This window comes from Streptomyces sichuanensis (genome assembly GCF_020328095.1).
In the GTDB taxonomy this organism is placed as follows: domain Bacteria; phylum Actinomycetota; class Actinomycetes; order Streptomycetales; family Streptomycetaceae; genus Streptomyces; species Streptomyces cinnamoneus.
This window is the reverse complement of record NZ_JAIXMK010000034.1, coordinates 25,734-43,738: the sequence shown is the minus strand read 5'-3', so window position 1 is coordinate 43,738 and position 18,005 is coordinate 25,734. Positions and strand designations below refer to the sequence as shown.

Annotated in this window: 17 protein-coding genes; 12 read left to right on the top strand and 5 right to left on the bottom strand. The window is 72.9% G+C overall.

The annotated features are described in order from the left end of the window. Positions 1 to 46: 46 nt before the first annotated feature. The 3 genes from LE181_RS13790 to LE181_RS13780 form a co-directional block, all read right to left on the bottom strand. Positions 47 to 1,651, bottom strand: coding sequence for an N-acyl-D-amino-acid deacylase family protein (locus LE181_RS13790; protein ID WP_225661550.1), 1,605 nt, complete (start codon positions 1,649 to 1,651; stop codon positions 47 to 49). Positions 1,652 to 1,803: 152 nt separating this feature from the next. Beyond that, entirely contained in the window at positions 1,804 to 3,093 is a 1,290-nt protein-coding gene (locus LE181_RS13785; protein WP_225661549.1) for an amino acid deaminase, read from the bottom strand. A gap of 166 nt (positions 3,094 to 3,259) precedes the next feature. Continuing rightward, a complete protein-coding gene (locus tag LE181_RS13780; protein ID WP_225661548.1) occupies positions 3,260 to 4,615 on the bottom strand; it encodes a M14 family metallopeptidase in 1,356 nt (451 codons plus the stop codon). Positions 4,616 to 4,830: 215 nt separating this feature from the next. On the opposite strand from LE181_RS13780, the gene LE181_RS13775 reads away from it, so the two are divergent. Further along, entirely contained in the window at positions 4,831 to 5,718 is an 888-nt protein-coding gene (locus LE181_RS13775) for a trypsin-like serine peptidase (protein WP_225661547.1), read from the top strand. Positions 5,719 to 5,790: 72 nt separating this feature from the next. Here LE181_RS13775 and LE181_RS13770 read toward each other — a convergent pair whose 3' ends face one another. Beyond that, entirely contained in the window at positions 5,791 to 7,497 is a 1,707-nt protein-coding gene (locus tag LE181_RS13770) for a chitinase (RefSeq protein WP_225661546.1), read from the bottom strand. 274 nt (positions 7,498 to 7,771) lie between these two features. Between LE181_RS13770 and LE181_RS13765 the strand changes: the two genes are divergently transcribed. From LE181_RS13765 to LE181_RS13715, 11 genes are all read left to right on the top strand, one after another. After that, entirely contained in the window at positions 7,772 to 8,686 is a 915-nt protein-coding gene (locus tag LE181_RS13765; RefSeq protein ID WP_225661545.1) for a hypothetical protein, read from the top strand. A 51-nt stretch (positions 8,687 to 8,737) separates the two neighbouring features. After that, positions 8,738 to 9,472 carry a Flp pilus assembly protein CpaB gene (cpaB, locus tag LE181_RS13760; RefSeq protein WP_225661544.1) on the top strand — a complete coding sequence of 245 codons (735 nt, stop codon included), beginning with the start codon at positions 8,738 to 8,740 and terminating at the stop codon, positions 9,470 to 9,472. A gap of 30 nt (positions 9,473 to 9,502) precedes the next feature. Next, entirely contained in the window at positions 9,503 to 11,152 is a 1,650-nt protein-coding gene (locus LE181_RS13755; RefSeq protein WP_225661543.1) for a nucleotide-binding protein, read from the top strand. Between the two features lie 243 nt (positions 11,153 to 11,395). Next, complete coding sequence (locus tag LE181_RS13750; protein ID WP_225661542.1) at positions 11,396 to 11,800, top strand: TadE/TadG family type IV pilus assembly protein; 405 nt, start codon at positions 11,396 to 11,398, stop codon at positions 11,798 to 11,800. Further along, positions 11,797 to 13,173, top strand: a complete 1,377-nt coding sequence (locus tag LE181_RS13745) for a TadA family conjugal transfer-associated ATPase (protein WP_225661541.1) — start codon at positions 11,797 to 11,799, stop codon at positions 13,171 to 13,173. Before LE181_RS13750 ends, LE181_RS13745 begins: the two co-directional genes overlap by 4 nt. Positions 13,174 to 13,305: 132 nt before the next feature. Beyond that, positions 13,306 to 14,247, top strand: coding sequence for a type II secretion system F family protein (locus LE181_RS13740; protein WP_225661540.1), 942 nt, complete (start codon positions 13,306 to 13,308; stop codon positions 14,245 to 14,247). A gap of 16 nt (positions 14,248 to 14,263) precedes the next feature. Then, the gene (locus LE181_RS13735; RefSeq protein WP_225661539.1) at positions 14,264 to 15,169 is read left to right on the top strand and encodes a DUF5936 domain-containing protein; all 906 of its coding nucleotides are present in this window, start codon (positions 14,264 to 14,266) and stop codon (positions 15,167 to 15,169) included. Between the two features lie 374 nt (positions 15,170 to 15,543). Further along, entirely contained in the window at positions 15,544 to 15,726 is a 183-nt protein-coding gene (locus LE181_RS13730) for a Flp family type IVb pilin (protein WP_225661538.1), read from the top strand. 4 nt (positions 15,727 to 15,730) lie between these two features. After that, entirely contained in the window at positions 15,731 to 16,459 is a 729-nt protein-coding gene (locus LE181_RS13725; protein WP_225661537.1) for a pilus assembly protein TadG-related protein, read from the top strand. 34 nt (positions 16,460 to 16,493) lie between these two features. Next, positions 16,494 to 17,075: a hypothetical protein gene (locus LE181_RS13720; protein WP_225661536.1), complete on the top strand. Its 582-nt coding sequence runs from the start codon at positions 16,494 to 16,496 to the stop codon at positions 17,073 to 17,075. Between the two features lie 7 nt (positions 17,076 to 17,082). Further along, entirely contained in the window at positions 17,083 to 17,667 is a 585-nt protein-coding gene (locus tag LE181_RS13715; RefSeq protein WP_225661535.1) for an OmpA family protein, read from the top strand. A 93-nt stretch (positions 17,668 to 17,760) separates the two neighbouring features. On the opposite strand, the gene LE181_RS13710 is transcribed toward LE181_RS13715, so the two are convergent. Then, positions 17,761 to 17,979: a hypothetical protein gene (locus LE181_RS13710; RefSeq protein WP_225661534.1), complete on the bottom strand. Its 219-nt coding sequence runs from the start codon at positions 17,977 to 17,979 to the stop codon at positions 17,761 to 17,763. Positions 17,980 to 18,005 lie beyond the last annotated feature (26 nt).

The following is an 18,005-nucleotide window of genomic DNA, read 5'->3' as shown; positions in this document are numbered from 1 at the left end:
GTGCGCGCCCTTTCCCGCGCCGCCGGACGCCCCCGCGACGCGCCGCTCAGCCCGCCGGAGTGCGCCGGATCGTGCGTCCCGCCAGCACGTCCGTCCGGCGACCGTCTTCCATCACAAAGCGCCCGGCAATCAGGACATAAGGAATGCCGGTCGGAAGCCGCCGCGGGGCTTCGAAAGTGGCACCCGCGGCGACGGTCGCGGGATCGAAGAGCACCAGGTCGGCGACGTGTCCCTCGCGCACGAGACCCCGGTCCGGCAGCCGGAGCCGGGCCGCGGGCCGTGACGTGAGATGCGCCACGCACTCCTCCAGCGGCAGTACCCCCAGCTCGCGCACATACCGGCCGAGGTAGTGCGGGAACGTGCCGAAAGCACGGGGATGCGGCTTCGCCCCGTGCAGGATGCCGTCGCTGCCGCCCGTGTGCACGCGGTGCCGCATGATCGCCCGGACGTTCTCCTCGTTCCCCACGTGGTGCAGGATCGTCGGCCCCAGCCGGTCCTCGACCAGCAGCCGCCGGACGGTCGCCCACGGCTCCTCGCCGCGCTCGCGGGCGCACCGGGCGACGGTCCGGCCCACGTACGGAGCGAGGGCGGGGTCGGCCACCCCGGAGATCTCGATCGTGTCCCAGTCGACGGGCACGCCGTGACAGCCGTCCGCGCCCGTCACCTCCAGGGCGTGCCGTATCCGCCCGGCGGTGGCGTCGTCGCGCAGCCGCGCCAGCACCGCCTCCGGTCCGCCCTCGCCCGCCCAGCCGGGCAGCAGTGCGACGAGCGTGGTGCAGCCGGGGGTGTAGGGGTAGGTGTCGAGCGTGATGTCCACGCCGTCGGCGAGCGCGGCGTCCAGGAGCGCCAGCAGCTCCGGGGCCCGCCCCTCGTTCACGCCGAAGTTCATGACGGCGTGGGCCAGATGCAGCGCACAGCCCGCCGCGCGGCAGAGCGCGATCACCTCCTCGTACGCGCGGAGGGCGCCTGCCCCGTACGAGCGGTGGTGCGGGCAGTAGTAGCCGCCGTACCGGGCCACCACCCGGCACAGCTCCGTCAGCTCGGCGTCGTCGGCGTACGCCCCGGGCGTGTACGTCAGCCCGGACGACATCCCCACCGCCCCCTCCGCCAGCCCGTCGGCGACCAGGCGCCGCATGCGGTCGAGCTCGGCGGCGGTCGCCGGGCGGTCCTCCCAGCCGACGGCGAGCATCCGCACGGTGCCCTGAGGAACGAGGTAGGCGGCGTTGACGGCGATGCCCTGCCGGTCGAGCCGGTCCAGGTACCCGCCGACCGTGCGCCAGTCGACGCCGACGTCGCCGGCGTCGCCGTTCCAGCCGCCGATCGCCGTGTTCAGCTCGGCCAGCGTGCGCGCGTCGACGGGCGCGTACGACAGGCCGTCCTGGCCGAGGACCTCCAGGGTCACGCCCTGCGCGACCTTCGCCTCGTGCGCGGGGTCGCGCAGGAGGGCGAGGTCGCTGTGGGCGTGCATGTCGATGAAGCCGGGGGAGAGGGCGAGGCCGTCCGCGTCGAGGACGCGTCTGCCGCCGAGGCGGTGCGGTCCGGGGGCGCGCCGGATCCCGGCGATCCGGCCGTCGGCGAGGGCGACGTCGGCGCGGTAGGCCGGGGCGCCGGTGCCGTCGATGACTGCTGCTCCACGGATGACGAGGTCCATGCGGTCACCTCCCCCACCCCACCCCTTCCCGAAACCGGGGATCCGCCCCGGACCCCGACAGGGAAGGGCCGGGGAAAGGGTGCGTTCGCGTTCGTCTGCGGGCCGGTGGGGGCCGGTCGCGCAGTTCCCCGCGCCCCTTGCGGGGCGCGGGCTCAGAAGAACGTGCGGACGTACTCCGTCACCGTGCCGTCCGCCGCTGCCACCGGGATCAGCGGCCACTTCTCGAAGACCGTGCACGGATGGGACAGGCCGAGGCCCACCCAGTCGCCCACCTCCAGGGTCTGCGCCTCCTCCGCCACCGCGACGAACGCGTGCTGGTCGGCCAGGCGCGTCACCGTCAGGCCGGTGGCCGGACGGAGGGAGCCGTCGCGCGCGGAGCGGACGACCTGGGGTTCGGGGAGGCCGAGGTCGTAGGAGACGTCGCGCTTGCCGGCGTTGAGGTAGGCCATGCCCGGCTCGGGGCGGGAGACGACCTGGGTCCACAGCCGCAGGGCGGGCTGCAGCGCGCCCTCGTCGGTGAGCCGGTTGAAGGGGGTCTTGTTCCGGTACTGCCCGTCGTCGTGGGTGACGTACGCGCCGCTGCGCAGCAGCTTGAGCACCGGCGCGGACAGCGCCGGAAGCTGCGCGAAGACCTCCGCGACGGCGTCGAACCAGGCGCTGCCGCCCGCACTGACGACGATCTCCTCGACGCCCTCGAAGCGGCCCGCCTTGTCGAAGGCGACCGCCAGCCCGGTGAGCCGGTGCAGCCACGCCCGGACGAGCTCGCCGTCGGCGTCCGGGATCTCCGCCTCGTAGCCGGCGAGGCCGACCAGGCGGAGGGTGCCGGTGGCGGCGACGGCGTCGGCGACGCGCTCGCACTCCGCCTCGTCGCGCACGCCCGTCCGGGCGCCGTCCGCGCCGAGCTCGACGACGACGTCGAGCGGACGGCCGGCTCCGGCCTCGCGCAGGGCGGCGTCCATCAGCTCGACGCCGCGCACCGAGTCGACGTAGGTGACGAGCCGGAAGTCGGCGTCGGCGGCCAGCTCGGCGGCGATCCAGCGCAGGGCGGCCGGGTCGACGACCTCGTTGGCGAGGAAGATCCGCCGGACGCCGAAGGCGCGGTAGACGCGGGTCTGCGCGGGCGTGGCGGCGGTGATGCCCCAGGCGCCGTGCTGCAGCTGGCGCTCGAAGAGGCGGGGAGCCATGGTCGTCTTGCCGTGCGGGGCGAAGGCCAGGTCGTGCCCGGCGCTGTAGCGCTCCATGAGGGCGAGGTTGTGGTCGAGCGCCTCGGCGCCCAGGGTGAGCACCGGAGTGGTGAAGCCGCCGGTGAACAGGGAGCGGCGCTCGGCCGCCAGCTCCCCGACGGTCCGCCCGTCCGCTTCCGGGGGCAGCCCCTTGAAGCGGTGGTCCAGCCTCTCCTGGGCGAGGCGGGCGACGGCGTCGGTGGCGATGGCGGCTGCCATGGGGCCTCCCGGGTTCGTGGGCGGTACGTAAAGGGTGCCGTGTCCCCATTTCGGGCGCATGGCACTGCCCGCTGTCTAACATCCCGCAAAGTGCCCGGTCAACGGCCTGACGGGGGCGGGCGGGCCGCCGGTGGGGCCCGCCCGCCGCGCTGCCGTCACGGGGTCGTCACCGGCAGTACTGCGCCTCCTTGCCGATCGACCGGTACATGCAGTCGGCGTTCTCCAGGAGTTGGAGCACCGCGTCGCGGTTGCGCGCCGTCTCGCGGTCGATCACTTCGTCGGGCGGGTAGAAGCCGCCGCCGGCTCCGCTGGAGTCGGGGTACATCTCGAAGGTGTAGGCGAAGATCTTCTGGTTGCCCCACAGCCAGTCGTCGATCGAGCCGTCGGTGATGTACAGATCGCTCGACTGTTCGGGCGTGTAGCCGTTGCTCGCGGCCATGGACTTGCCGACGGCCGCGAACGCGTCGTGGTCGTCCTTCGTCATGCCGGGTGCGGTGTCGTCGTACGTCCAGCCGAACGGCCACAGCACCAGTTCGCTGTAGGTGTGGAAGTCGATGGCGGCCTTGATCTGCTGCTTGCCGTTCACGACGCGGCTGCGGACGAAGTCGGCGACGACCTTGACCTCGGGGGCGGACTCGGGGGCGGTGCCGCGGTAGGTCTCGGAGCCGGTGCTGCCCGAGGAGCCGCCGCAGCAGCCCCACTTGTAGTCCCAGTTGCGGTTGAGGTCGGTGCCGCGGGCGGACGAGCCGTTGTTGGGCTGGCGGTTCTTGCGCCAGCTGCGGTATGAGCCGGTGGCGATGTCGTACTCGCCGCCGTCGGGGTTGAGGTCGGGCACGATCCACACGACGCGGCTGTCGAGCATCTTGGTGACGCGGGCGTCGCTGCCGTACTTCGAGCCGAACTCCTTGAGCAGGTAGAGGGCCATTTCCACGGTCAGGTGCTCGCGGGCGTGCTGGTGGTGGGTGAAGAGCACCTCGGGCCTGGCCGCTGCCGCCGCGGTCCCGTCGCCGGCCGGCTGGGTGCCCGTGCCGGTTCCCGTGACCTTGACGGCGATGATGTCGCGGCCCTCGTAGGACTTGCCGATGACCTGTTTGCTCATGAGCGAGGGGTACCGGGCGATGTCCGCGTTGATCTCGGCCATGGCCTCGGCGTAGTTGTGGTAGTTCGCGTCCGCGGGCGGGAAGTCGAACGGTTCCGCCCTCCGGCCGTCGCTGCGGTCCGGCGGGCCGGGCAGGACCCGTACGGAGTAGCCCAGGCGCCGGACGCGCTCGGCCTGGGCGGCGTCCGCCGTGATGACGACGGAGCCGCGGCGGACGGCGTCGACGGACGCGCCGGTCGCGGCGACGGCGGTGCGCTGGGCGGCGGTTCTCGGCCCCGTGACCTCGTAGGAGCGCGTCGGCTCCTCGGTACGGGAGGCCGCCGGCGCGGCCATGGCGAGCGTGAGCAGGACGGCGGTGGCGGCGGCCGCCACCTTGCCGTGCAGCCTGCGGGACCTGGGGGTTCGGGGGGTGGGGGGTCGCATGCGGCCGCCTCCTGGGAGTCCGTTCGTGCGACGAATGCGGTGGGTGAGCCTTCTCAGTGTTCGAGTGCTGACATGAGCAGGTCAAGCAGCCGGATGCGGGCGAATCAGGCCAACTTCCCCGTCACTTTAGACCGGCCGATTGCCCGGCTCCCTCACCAACACCAACAATGCACACGTCAAAACCGAGCACCTGTGATCGGAGAGGACCACCCCCCATGAGACGACCTCTCGTCAGCGCACTCGCCACACTGCTGCTCACCGGAGCCACCCTGGCCGGCGCCGGGACCGCCCAGGCCGGCGCGGCCTCCCAGCAGCAGGAGAAGGCGGGGGCCAAGCCCAAGGCCGTCGACTTCGCCGGCACGGTGGCGCTCAGCAACTGCTCCGGCTCCCTGATCCGCCTGCCCGGCTCCGCCGACAACGACCCGGCCCTCGTGCTGACCAACGGTCACTGTCTGGAATCCGGCATGCCCGGCGCCGGCGAGGTCATCACCGACCAGCCCTCCAGCCGCACCTTCGGCCTGCTCAACTCCACCGCGGGCAAGGTCGCCACGCTGCGCGCCGTCAAGGTCTCGTACGCCACCATGACCGACACCGACATCACCCTCTACGAGCTGAACACCACCTACGCGAAGATCAAGCAGCAGTACGGCATCAGCGCGCTCGCCCTGTCGGCCGACCACCCCGTCGCCGGCACCCCGATCAAGGTCGTCTCCGGCTACTGGAAGCGGATCTACTCCTGCAACATCGACGGCTTCGTCCCCCGGCTCCGTGAGGCCGACTGGACCTGGAAGGACTCGGCCCGTTACACCCCGTCGTGCAACACCATAGGCGGAACGTCCGGCTCGCCCGTTGTCGACGTGAACACCGGCAAGGTCGTCGCCGTCAACAACACGGGCAACGAGAGCGGCGAGCGCTGCACGATGAACAACCCGTGCGAGGTCGACGCCAACGGCAACGTGACCGTCCGCCGCGGCATCAACTACGCCCAGCAGACGTACGGCATCGCCAAGTGCTTCGCCGCCGGCAACAAGCTCGACCTCGGCCTGCCGGGCTGCGAGCTGCCCAAGCCGGGCGAGGAGGAGGAAGAGGGCGCGCTGCGCTGACCGCGCGCTGACCGTTCCCCGCGCCGGCTGGGCGGGCCGGGTGCGGCCCGTCCAGCCCGCCCAGCGGCGCCGCTACGGCAGTCCGTGCACGTGCGGGCCGACCGTGTTCGACCAGGCGTTGCCGTTCGCCGCGTCCCAGTTCGTCGACCAGGTCATCGCACCCCTGAGGCCCGGGTACGCCTTCGCGGGCCTGAACGTTCCGCAGCCGGTGCCCCTGGTGAGGCAGTCGAGCGCGGCGTTGACCACCGAGGGCGCCACATGGCCGCTGCCCGCGCCGCGCGGTGAGGCCGGCAGGCCCAGGCCGACCTGCGAGGGCGCGAGGCCGCCCTCCAGCTGGATGCAGGCCAGCGCGGTGAGGAAGTCCACCGAACCCTGCGCGTACACCTTTCCGTCGCAGCCGTTCATCGAACCGCTGTTGTAGAACTGCGTGTTGACGACCGTGAGGATGTCCTTGATGTTGAGGGCCGTCCGGAAGTAACCGGCCGACGTCGACTGCATGTCGATGGTCTGCGGCGCCATGGTGATGACCAGCTTGCTGCCCGCCTTCGCCGACAGCGCGCGCAGCGCCTGCGTCATGTAGGTGGGGTCGATCCCGTTCTCCAGGTCGATGTCGACGCCGTTGAAGCCGTACTTCTGCATCAACGCGTGGATGCTGTCGGCGAAGTTGGCGGCGGACGCGGCGTCGTTGACGCGCACCGTGCCCCGTTCGCCGCCGACGGACAGGACGACGGACGTGCCGGCCGCCTGCTTGGCGGCGATGTCGGCCTTGAACTGCGCCTCGCCGTACTTGAGCGCCGGGTCGAGGGCGAAGGTGACGGCCCCGGGCACGGCCGTGGCCTCCGCGAAGGCGACGGCGATGATGTCGTACTGGCGCGGCACGTCGGCGATCTTCTGGACCGTGGCGCCGTTGTCGAAGTTCTGCCAGTAGCCGGTGACGGCGTGCCGGGGGACGTCCGGGCCGCCGCCGCTGCCCGCGGCCGTGGTGGCGGTGACCGCCGCGGACCGCGGGGATGCGCCGGCCGCGTTGGTGGCCGTCACCTCGAAGCGGTACGAGGTGGCCGGGGCCAGGCCGGTGACGGTGGCCGAGGCGCCGGTGACGCTCCGGTCCGCGGTGCCGTCCCGGTAGACGGTGTAGCCGGTCGCCCCGGGGACCGGGTTCCACGACAGGGCGACCGACGACGCGGTGACGGCCCCGGCGGTGAGGCCGCCGGGCGCGGCCGGTACGGGCTCGCCCGGATCGCCCCCGCCGGGCCCGGTGAGGGCGACGTCGTCCGCCACGTAGGCGGGCTGCCCGTACCAGCCGTGCAGGCGGACCGTCACCGAGGTGGTGTTCGTTCCGGTTGTGAAAGCGGTGGTGAGGCGCTGCCAGTCGCCCGCGCCCGGCGTCCACGTCGAGACGTCCGTGGTGCCGGTGCCGCTCGCGCCGAGGTGGACGTACGCACCCTGGACCCAGGCGCTGAGCGTGTAGGAGGAGCCGGGCCGCACGGCGACGGTCTGCGAGCACGTGGCGTTGTCCGCCCCGGCGGGGGTGGCCTTGAGCGCGGCCGTTCCGGAACGAACGGGGGAGGCGACGGTGGTGCCGCTGTCGCCCGAACACGTCCAGCCGGCGAGTCCGGACTCGAAGCCGGGGTTCTTGAGGAGATTGACGTCGGCGGTCGTCGCGGCCGTCGCGACCGTTGCGCTGCCGGTGCCGCCGGCTGTGCAGGCGAGGGCGGCGAGTGTGCTGCCGAAGCGACGGAACCAATGGTTCCGGCTGAATCTGTGGGGGACACGTTCCACGACTGCCTCCGGTGGGAAGGGAGTTGGCGCGGTGATGGGGGGTGGTGACGGGGGTGTCGACACGGGAACGGTGGCCGCCGTATGCGCGTAAAGGTGGTCCATACCAATGCGTTCGTCAAGGGTCGGCGGGCCGTCCCACCGGGCCGTGGGGCAAACATCGAGGAACGGTTCTCAGCCGCTCCATTCGTGGATAAAGTGCGGAGGCACCAGCACCGGGCAGTATCGATCTGCGACCGCCGGAGCCCCCGCGGCCGGAGTGAACGGGGAAGCCGACGTGCCGATTGCGATAGCGGTCACCAGCGCCGACCTGGTGCTCCCTCCGCCCGGCGGCCCCGCCCCGGCCGCCGCCGTGCTGCAGCCCCCCGAGGCGCAGCCGCTGGAGACGGCGGTCACCCAGGCGGCCGTCCTGCTGGAGCAGTGCGGACACCTGGTCGTGCTCTACCCCGACACCCTCCCGGCCGCGTACGTCCGCCGTCTGCACACCGTGCGGTCCGTCCTGGAGAGCGACCGCGTAGCCCTCCTGCCCATGGGGCTGCCCCCGCTGGCCGTGGGCGTACTGGCCCGGCAGTTACGGCAATTGTCGGTGTCCGACCTCACCCCCGGCGTGCTCGCCTCCGCCGCGCGCCTGCTCGCGCACTACATCTACGCCGGGGCGCACCTGTCCTCCGTCTCCCGTCTCGACCACGTCGACGTCGGGCTCGGCGCGCACGTCGCGTCCCTGCTGCCCGGTGCCCACTTCGGGGTCCTCGTCAATCCGTCCCGCAGCATCGTCCGCACCGGCGCCGGCGACGTCCCCGAGGGCCCCGGCTTCGCCACCCGCATGACCGTCGCCCGCGGCAGGCCCCGCCGGAACGGCGACGACTGGGTCACCGACACCGTCGCCCCGCAGTGGCGGGTCGAGGGCGTCCAGGAGGTGCTTCCGCTGCCGGAGGAGTCCCGGCGCTGGTGGGGCACCCACCGGGCGGTCGAGTTCGCGGCCGCCATCCCCGATCCGTCCGTGCTCTACCAGCTCGTCGCGTCCGTACGGCGCGAGGAGTGCCACTGGTGCGGGCTCGAACTCATCGGCGACCGCTGCGGTTTCTGCTGCGCGCCGGTGGCCCGCGCCGGCGGGACGCACGCCCTCGACCCACCGGGCCCCGCCCGGAGCGCTCCGCTGCGGGTCGCCTCCCCGGCGCCGTCCAGCCGCTGAACCGCAGACCGGTCACATCCCGAACAGGCCACGAACGAGGTTCGCCGTCCCATGAATTCACGTCAGCGCCGCGGGATCATCCTGCTGCTCCTGTCGGTCCTGTGTGCCGTCGGCGCGTTCGCCGGAGTGTTCTCCGTCATCCACGACGCCGAGTCCAAGGTCGGCCCCGAGACCACCGCCTACAGGCTCCGGTCCGACGTCCCCGCCTACCAGGACCTGGAGCGGAAGGCGGACGCGTTCGAGAAGATCTCCGTGCCCGAGCGCTGGCTCCCGCCGACCGCCGTCACCGACCTCTCCGCCCTGCGCGGCAAGATTGCCGTGACGCCGCTGCGCAAGGGCTCGCTCCTGCAGACCGACATGATCGTCGCCCGGCCGGCGCTGGAGCCCGGCAAGCAGGAGATCGCCATCATGATCGACGCGGCGACGGGCGTCGCCGGCAAGATCAACCCCGGTGCGCGGGTGAACATCTACGCCACCTTCGACAGCAAGGAGCAGGGCGCCAAGCCCGTCTCCAAGGTCATCGTCAGCGGCGCGCAGGTCATGAACGTCGGCAAGCTCACGCCCTTCGACCGCGACCGGGACGGCGGCAGCCGCACCACCGCCTCCAGCACCCGGCAGGCGGGCGAGGCCGTGCCGATCACCTTCGCGCTCGACACCCGGGACGCCCAGCGCGTCGCGTACGCGGAGTCGTTCGCCACGCACGTCCGGCTCGCGCTCGTCGCTCCCGGCGGCGACGCGGGCGTCAGCAGCGGCGACCGCACGTACACCCTCGACGGCGACAAGTAGACGGCGACACGTAATGGAGGAAGGCCCACGGTGACGATCAGAATCCTCCCGGCCGTCGGCGACCCGGACGCCGCCCGCGCCGTGAGCGGGCTGCTCGCCCAGCTCCCGGGCGTCGAACCGCTGCGCACGGTCGGCGACTCGACCCGGCTGCTCGACACCCTCGCCGTGCTGGCCGCGGCCTCGGTCGAGGAGCTGCCGGAGGTCGTCCTCGTCCACGAGCACGTGGGGCCCGTACCCGCCCTCGAACTCATCCGGGAGATCGCCCTGCGCTTCCCGGCCACCGGTTCCGTCCTCATCAGCGCCGACGCCGGGCCCGCCCTGTACGCCGCCGCCATGGACTGCGGGGCCCGCGGGCTGGCCGCGCTGCCGCTGTCGTACGAGGAGCTGGCCGCGCGGGTGCAGTCGGCCGCGCACTGGGCGACGGGCGTGCGGCGCCACCTCGGCGCCGGGGCGGCCCCGGAGGGCCGGCCCGCTCCGGCGGGCGGCGGCACGCTCGTCGCGGTGGCCGGCGCCAAGGGCGGCGTCGGAACGACCGTCACCGCCGTCCAGCTCGCCCTCGCCGCCTGCGCCGCCGGGCGCAGCGTCGCGCTGGCCGACCTCGACCTGCAGTCGGGGGACGTCGCCTCCTACCTCGACGTGCAGTTCCGGCGGTCGGTCGCCGACCTCGTGGGCATCGGCGACATCTCGCCCCGGGTGCTGCAGGACGCCGTCTTCCCGCACCCCACCGGCGTCGGCCTGCTGCTGGCCCCGGCGGAGGGCGAGCGCGGCGAGGAGGTCGGCGACCTCGCCTCCCGGCAGATCACCGCCGCCCTGCGCAGCCGCTACGAGGTCGTCGTCGTCGACTGCGGCACCCAGATCACGGCCGCGGGCGCGGCGGTCATCGAGACCGCGGACGTGGCCCTGCTCGTCACCACGCCGGACGTGGTGTGCGTACGGGCGGCCAAGCGCATGGTCCGGCTCTGGGAACGGCTGCAGATCCGCAAACCCGAGGAGACGACGACGGTGGTCAACCGCCACACCCGCCACGCCGAGATCCAGCCGCCCCTCGTCGCCCGCACCACCGGCACCCGCACCGCCCGGACGACCGTTCCGGCTGCCTACAAGGAGCTGCAGGGCGCCGTGGACGCCGGCCGCATGCAGGACCTGGACGCCCGCTCGGGCGTCCGCCAGGCCCTGTGGGCGCTGGCCGGGGAGCTCGGCCTGGCCACCGCCCCCGCCACGGGCCTGCGGCGCCGCCGTGCCATAGGGGGCGGCGGGGGCGGTACGGGCGCCGGTGGGGCCGGTACGGGGCCGGACCAGCTGGCGCCCGTACCGGCACCGGGCCGCTTCCGGCGACGGGCGGCCGGCGACCGAGGCCAGATCGCCCTGGAGTTCGCGGGCGTACTGCCCCTGATCCTGGTGGCGCTGGCGGTGGTCTGGCAGTGCGTCCTGGTCGGCTACACCTACTCCCTCGCCGGCCACGCGGCCGACAAGGGCGCCCGGGCGGGCGCGGTGGGCCGCGACTGCCCGGCGGCGGCCCAGTCGGACCTGCCCCCGTCCTGGCAGTCCGAACCGACCTGCGCCGCGGAAGCCGGCGTCTACCGCGCAAGCGTCAGACTCCAGGTCCCGGTGCTCTTCCCCGGCACGCTCAACTGGCCCTGGCCGGTGGAGAGCACGGCGGGCATGGCGAGGGAGGACTGAGGGATGGCGTTAGGGGGCGGGAGGCGCGGAGGGGTGAGGCGCGGGTATCCGGGCCGCGGACAGCCGGGCGGCGCGGGCCGCGCGGGCAGTATGGGTGCGGTAGGCGCTGTCGGGAGTGCCGGCATCGCCCCCGCGGCAAACATCGCGCGCACCGGGCGCAGTCCTGTCCGGCCCCCGGCCCCCGGCCCCGGGCCCGGACAGGGCCCGGCTCAAGCCCTCCGCCGCCGCCGAGGCGACCACGGCTTGCCACTGTCCACCCGCCTCCGCCGCCGCCGGGGCGACCACGGCTCGGTGTCCGTCGAATTCCTCGGGTTCCTCCCGCTGTTGCTCCTGGTCGCCCTCGGTGGTGTCCAGCTCGGCCTCGCCGCCTTCGCCGCTCAGCAGGCCGGCACCGGGGCCCGGGCCGCCGCCCGTACCGCCACCCTCGACGAGCCCGAGGCGGCCCCCGCCGCCGCCGGCAAGGCGGCGATGACCCCGTGGGTGGCGGCCGACGCAGCCGTCGCCGCCCCCGCCTGTGCCCCCGCCGGCGGGCAGGTCACCGCCACCGTCACCGTCGACGTGCCGGCCTTGATCCCCGGCACGGGGTTCTCCGTCACCCGCCGGGCCACCATGTCCTGCCCGGCCGCAGGCCCCGGCGGTGCCCCATGAGCCTCCGCGCCCGCATCGTTCCCCCCGACGCCCCGCCCGACGGCGGCCGGGAGTCGGACCACCTCGTCCCCGTCTTCCGCGCGAAGCTGCTCGAAGAGATCGACCTCGCCGAGATGTCCGCCCTCGCCGCCGCCGAGCGCCGCTCCCGCCTGGAGCGCGTGCTCGGCCACATCATCAGCCGCGAGGGCCCCGTCCTCTCCACCGCCGAGCGCGACCGCCTCATCAGGCGCGTCGTGGACGAGGCACTGGGGCTCGGCGTCCTGGAGCCGCTCCTGGAGGACCCCTCCGTCACCGAGATCATGGTCAACGGCCCCGACCAGATCTTCGTCGAGCGGGCCGGCCGCGTGGAGCTCGTACCCGTCCGCTTCGCCTCCAACGAGCAGCTGATGCAGACCATCGAGCGCATCGTCTCGACGGTCAACCGCCGCGTGGACGAGTCGAATCCCATGGTCGACGCCCGGCTGCCGTCCGGCGAGCGCGTCAACGTCATCATCCCGCCGCTCGCCCTCAACGGCGCCACCCTCACCATCCGCCGCTTCCCGCGCGCCTACACCCTCCACGAGCTGATCGCCCTGGGCACGCTGGACGAGCACATGCTGGTGCTGCTGGCCGCGCTCGTCCGCGCGAAGTTCAACGTCGTCGTCTCCGGCCCGACCGGCGCCGGCAAGACGACCCTGCTGAACGCCCTCTCCGGGCTGATCCCGGACGGCGAGCGCATCATCACCGTCGAGGACGCGGCGGAGCTGCAGCTGCAGCAGTCGCACGTCATCCGGCTGGAATCCCGCCCGCCCAACGTGGAGGGCAAGGGCCGCATCACCATCCGCGACCTCGTCCGCAACTCCCTGCGCATGCGCCCCGACCGCATCATCGTCGGCGAGGTGCGCGGCGGCGAGACCCTCGACATGCTGCAGGCGATGTCCACCGGCCACGACGGCTCGCTGGCCACCGTGCACGCGAACAGCGCCGAGGACGCGCTGATGCGACTGCGCACGCTGGCGTCGATGTCGGAGGTCAAGATCCCGTACGAGGCCCTGCGCGACCAGATCGACAGCGCCGTCGACTGCCTGGTCCAGCTCACACGCAACGCGGACGGCTCGCGCCGCATCGCCGAGATCGCCCTGCTGGACGCCCACGGCGGCGGAGCCGGCCGGCACGACGGCTACCGGAACGAGGGCTACCGGCTCGTCACCGTCTGCCGCTTCGACGCCGAGCCGATGGGCGCGGACCGGGTCGTCCGGGGAACGTTCGCGCACTTCCCCCTCCCGGAGCGGGCCGCGGAGCGGCTGCGGCTGGCGAACGAGGCGGTTCCGCCGGCCTTCGGGGTGGCGGCGTTCCCCAACGAACTCCACATCAGGGAGGCGGGGCAGAGGTAGGCGGCAGCCGGACGGGACGAGAAGCGGACACAGGGAAACGGGCACGGAACAGCAGGCACAGAGCAGCAGCCACGGAGCAGCGGGCACAGAAATGAAAACGAGGCACACAGGCATGAGCCAAGGGGAACGGGCATGAGCCAAGGGGCACTCGCCGCGGGCGGCGCGACCCTGCTGAGCGGCACGCTGGCCGTCGCGGGCGTCCGCGCGTACGTCACCGGCCGGGACCGCCACCAGGCCCTCGTCGACCGCCTCTCCGACGCCCCCGCCCCACCACCGCCCGGCGGCCGGCCACGCCGCTTCCGGCGGATCGACCACCGGCTGCGCACCACGCGCCCCGGCAGGCGGCTGGAGCGGAGGATCGCGTCGACGGGGCTGGACGTGACGGTGGGCGAGTTCGCCGCGTACACGCTGGGCGCGGCGGCGGGGCTGTGGCTGCTGGCCGCGTCGGTCCTCGCGCCGTTCTTCGGGCCGCTGGCCGGGCTCGTCGCCCTGTGGTCCGCCTCCGCCTTCCTCACCTGGCAGCGACGCAAGCGGATCGAGAAGTTCATCAACCAGCTGCCGGAACTCTCCCGCATCCTGGCCAACGCCACGCAGGCCGGCCTCGCCCTGCGCACGGCCCTGGGCATGGCCGCCGAGGAGATGGAGGCCCCGGCGGGCGAGGAGCTCGCCAAGGTCGCCGACAAGCTCGCGGTCGGCCACTCCGTCGACGAGGCCCTCGGCGAGCTCGCCGAACGGCTCCCCTCGCGCGAACTGGTGGTCCTGGTGACGACCCTCGTGCTCTCCAACCGCGCCGGCGGCACGGTCGTCAGCTCGCTGCGGAACCTCACGGCGACGCTGGAGGAGCGCAAGGAGACGCGGCGCGAGGTGCGGACCCAGCTGTCCCAGGTGACGGTCACGGCATACGTCGTGCCGCTGATGGGCATCGGCACCCTGCTGCTGATGGACCGCATCGCACCGGGCTCCATCGAACGGATGACGGGCAGCTGGCCGGGACAGACGGCGGTCGTGGCCGCCTTCGTCCTGTACGGCCTGGGCTTCTTCCTCATCCGCCGGATGTCGAAGATCGACGTGTGAGGGGGTGGCCGCGGACATGGGGACGGGAACGGGCGTGGGGCTGCTGCTGGCGCTGCTGGCGGCCGCATCCGTGGTGGGAGTCTGCTACGGCGTCGCACTCTTCCGCAGCGAGGCCAAACTGCCGCCGGACCTGGTGCTCGCCCTGGAGGTCGGCTCCACGCGCACCACGGCCGTCGGCTCCGCCGTCGACCGGCTCGGGATGCGGTACGCACCACTGGTGCTGCGGATGATGGGCGAGAAGCGCGTGTCGCGGGTACGGCGGCGCATCGACCGGGCGGGCAACCCGGGCGGCCTGACCGTCGACCGCTACGCGGCCCGCCGTGCCGTCTACGGGATGCTGGGCTTCGGCGGCGCGCTCGTCATGCTGATCAAGGGGCAGCCGCTGCTCGCCGTGCTGCTGGTCGCCTTCGGGCTGTTCTGGATCGAGGTCGGCATCTGGGCGGCGGTGCGCGAGCGCCGGGACGCCATCGAACGGACGCTGCCGGACTTCCTGGACGTCCTCGCGGTCGTCGTGAGCGCCGGGCTCGGCTTCCGGCAGGCCCTCGACCGGGTCTCCGAGCGGTACGAGGGCCCGTGGGCGGACGAGCTGCGCATCACGCTGCGCCAGATGGACATGGGCGTCAGCCGCCGGCAGGCGTTCGACGAACTGCGCAGGCGCAACGACTCCGAGCAAGTCGCCCAGCTGGTCACCGCGTTGCAGCAGGGCGAGGAGCTGGGCGCGCCCATCGTCGACACCCTGATCGGCATCGCGACGGACATGCGCCGCACGGACGCCCAGCTCGCACGCCGCAGGGCGGCGCGGACGGTACCGAAGGCGACGATGGTCATCACGACTTTCATGGTTCCGGGGACGGTCGTCCTGCTGATTGCGGGATTCTTCCTGGGATCGGGTACGGACTTCGGCTCCATCACGGGGGATTGAGGAACATTGACGACGCATGCAACGTCCGCGACGTCCCGGGCGCCCGAGGCGTCCGGGACGTGGCCGGCGAGAGGAGACCCCCGTCATGCCGCACGCATCCCACGCCTCACAGCACATATCGCCGCACCACCCGGCTCCCTGCTCCACCTCCGCGGTGATCCTGGCCGTGGCGCTCCGGCCGGTCGAATTGCGGAAACCGCGAAAACAGAGTGAAGGGCTCGGTGAAGGGCCTTCGCGCCTGCAATCGGATGTGGGACAGTCGACGTCCGAGGGCGCGTCCGGGCGGGGGTGACTCATGGTGTCCCAACTTCCTTATGGGGGAAGGGAATGGAGTCGTACTCGCGCAGTGGCACACCCGTCGGAAGGGGAAGATGATGGCGAAGCGTTTGCGGGGAGACCGCGAATGGCACGACGCACGCGACCGGGGGCAGACCTCGATCGAATACCTGGGCATCATCGCCGTCGTCGTGGCGATCATCCTGGTGCTGATGACGACGGACTTCGGCACGATGATCGCGACCGCCATCACGAACAAGATCCAGCAGATCACCGGATGAGCCGATGAGCCGCGCAGCTGTGGAGGGCGAGGACGCGGTCGGCGACGAAGGCGCGCCCCGCGGGGACGCCGCCGGCAGGGACGCGGGCCAGGCGTTCCCGCTGTACATCACGGCGGTGGCGGCCCTCCTCTTCCTGGCGCTGGCCTTCTTCGCCGTGGGCCGGGCCGGGGCGACCAAGAACGGCGCGCAGACCGCGGCCGACGCCGCCGCACTGGCGGCGGCCCAGGACTACCGGGACCAGCTCCACACCGGCCTGCTGGCGGCCCTGGGCGCCGGCGGCGACTGGGCGGGCTGGCTGGCGGGCCTGGGCGCGGAGCCCGGCAGGGCCTGTCAGGCCGCCGCCTCGTACGCGGAGCTGAACGAGGCCGGGCCGGGGATCACCTGCGACCAGGGCGAGGCACCGGGGCTGTTCACGGTGGCGGTCACGTCGGCGCGGACGGTGGGGGACTCGGTGGTTCCGGGCACCGGGAGCAAGCACGCCAAGGCGACGGCGAAGGCCGGGGTGCTGCCACGCTGTACGGCGCAGCCGCCGAAGCCGGAGCCCCCTGCACCGGAGCCGCCGAAGCCCGACCCGTCGGGGACGCGGTCCCCGTCGCCCTCGGGCGAGCCCACGAAGCCGCCGAAGCCGCCGGGCCTGACCCTCACCTGCGGCAACAAGGTGCTGGTCATCGACCCCCAACACCCCGGCACGGTCAGGGCCACGGATCTGTACGCCGTGCGCCTGGCCGACTGACCCCTGCCAGCCCACCGAGCAAAGGAACGTACCCATGAGTTCGAGGATGGCCAGAGCCGCCGGAGCGGCGCTCGCGGTCGTCATATCCCTCGCGGTGGCCGGTTGCGGGGGCGAAGGCGACGGCGACGGCGGGGAGAAGAAGACGGAGCTGGACGGGGCGAAGAGTTCGGCGGCCCCCCGTTCCGGCGGGACGCCGACGGGCGCGCCGGAGCCCCGGCCCACGACGACCATCGGCGAGCTCAAGGGACCGGACGGCATCGTCGTCACCCTCCACTCGGCGATGCGCGACAAGGGCGGCTTCCTCACGGTCGACGGCACGCTCACCAACCGCGGCAGCAAACCCTTCACCTCGCTGACGTGGCGCTCGAAGGAAACGGAGCTCAAGTCGCAGTCCTCCGTCTCCGGGGCGTCCCTGATCGACCAGGCGGGCAAGAAGCGCTACCTCGTCCTGCGCGACACCGACGGCGAGTGCCTGTGCACGACGGGCCTGGTCAACATCCGCCCCAACGAGAGCCGGGCCCTCTTCGCCCAGTTCCCGGCGCCGCCGGCCGAGGTGAAGGACGTGGACTTCCAGCTGCCGACGATGCCGTCCGTCCGCATCAAGATCTCGGGGTGAGGGCGCGATGCGGATGACGATCGCGGCGGTCCTGTTCGCCACGGCGCTGGCCCCCTCGCTCGCGTACGCGGACAGCGGCCCCGGCAGCCCCGCCGACACGACCCCGCCGGTACGGATCGACGCGGGCGCACGCGGCCTGAAGCTCCGCTCGGGCGCCAAGCTCGCACCCGGCCGCGTCCTCGACATCAAATCCGTCGTCGAGACGGACGGCGGCGAGGAACGCCGCGAGGACACGAACGTCAACGTCACGTTCGCCCTGCAGGCCGAGGTCCTCTTCGACAAGGACAGCTCCGGCCTCAGCGCCCCGGCGACGGCCCGCATCGCCGCCATCGCGGCCGAGGTCAAGAGGCAGCGCGCCACGGCCCTGCGCATCTTCGGCTTCACCGACAACCTCGGCTCGGCCGACCACGGCGTGGCCCTCTCCAAAGAACGCGCCAACGCGGTCCAACGCCAATTGGCCAAGGACCTCGGTTCCTCCGCCATCCACTACGAGATCCGCGGCTACGGCGAGCAATACCCGATCTCCGACAACGCCACCGAGGACGGCCGCCGCAAGAACCGCCGCGTAGAGGTGAGCTTCCCGCGGCGGTGACGCGGACGTGTCCCGCCCCGCCCCGGCGCGGGCCGGTGCTGCCATCCCGGGGCAGCATGGAAAGCAAGGCCCCGCAAATCTTGCGGGCCGTCGTCAGTCGATCAGCGCGTCGAAGAACGTCACCGCCAGCGCGGACGCGCCGGCCCCGGCCAGGACCGCCTGCGCGGGGGGCGCGCCGCCGAGCCAGGTGAGTATGCCGGCGCCGATGCCGGTGAGCGTGCCCAGCAGCAGGATGAGAGCTGCCCGCAGCGTGAGGAGCGGACCGTTGTTCGTGCCGTTGCCGTTGCCGTTGCCCGTGCCCGTGCCGTTCATTCGGCTCCCTTCTCCGCCACCACTCT

Coding starts and splice junctions, on each gene's coding strand:
- LE181_RS13710 (WP_225661534.1), bottom strand. CDS start 17,979: ATGAACGGCACGGGCACGGGCAACGGCAACGGCAACGGCACGAACAAC.
- LE181_RS13725 (WP_225661537.1), top strand. CDS start 15,731: ATGAGCCGCGCAGCTGTGGAGGGCGAGGACGCGGTCGGCGACGAAGGC.
- LE181_RS13720 (WP_225661536.1), top strand. CDS start 16,494: ATGAGTTCGAGGATGGCCAGAGCCGCCGGAGCGGCGCTCGCGGTCGTC.
- LE181_RS13735 (WP_225661539.1), top strand. CDS start 14,264: ATGGGGACGGGAACGGGCGTGGGGCTGCTGCTGGCGCTGCTGGCGGCC.
- LE181_RS13790 (WP_225661550.1), bottom strand. CDS start 1,651: ATGGACCTCGTCATCCGTGGAGCAGCAGTCATCGACGGCACCGGCGCC.
- LE181_RS13780 (WP_225661548.1), bottom strand. CDS start 4,615: ATGCGACCCCCCACCCCCCGAACCCCCAGGTCCCGCAGGCTGCACGGC.
- cpaB (WP_225661544.1), top strand. CDS start 8,738: ATGAATTCACGTCAGCGCCGCGGGATCATCCTGCTGCTCCTGTCGGTC.
- LE181_RS13745 (WP_225661541.1), top strand. CDS start 11,797: ATGAGCCTCCGCGCCCGCATCGTTCCCCCCGACGCCCCGCCCGACGGC.
- LE181_RS13740 (WP_225661540.1), top strand. CDS start 13,306: ATGAGCCAAGGGGCACTCGCCGCGGGCGGCGCGACCCTGCTGAGCGGC.
- LE181_RS13715 (WP_225661535.1), top strand. CDS start 17,083: ATGCGGATGACGATCGCGGCGGTCCTGTTCGCCACGGCGCTGGCCCCC.
- LE181_RS13775 (WP_225661547.1), top strand. CDS start 4,831: ATGAGACGACCTCTCGTCAGCGCACTCGCCACACTGCTGCTCACCGGA.
- LE181_RS13730 (WP_225661538.1), top strand. CDS start 15,544: ATGGCGAAGCGTTTGCGGGGAGACCGCGAATGGCACGACGCACGCGAC.
- LE181_RS13785 (WP_225661549.1), bottom strand. CDS start 3,093: ATGGCAGCCGCCATCGCCACCGACGCCGTCGCCCGCCTCGCCCAGGAG.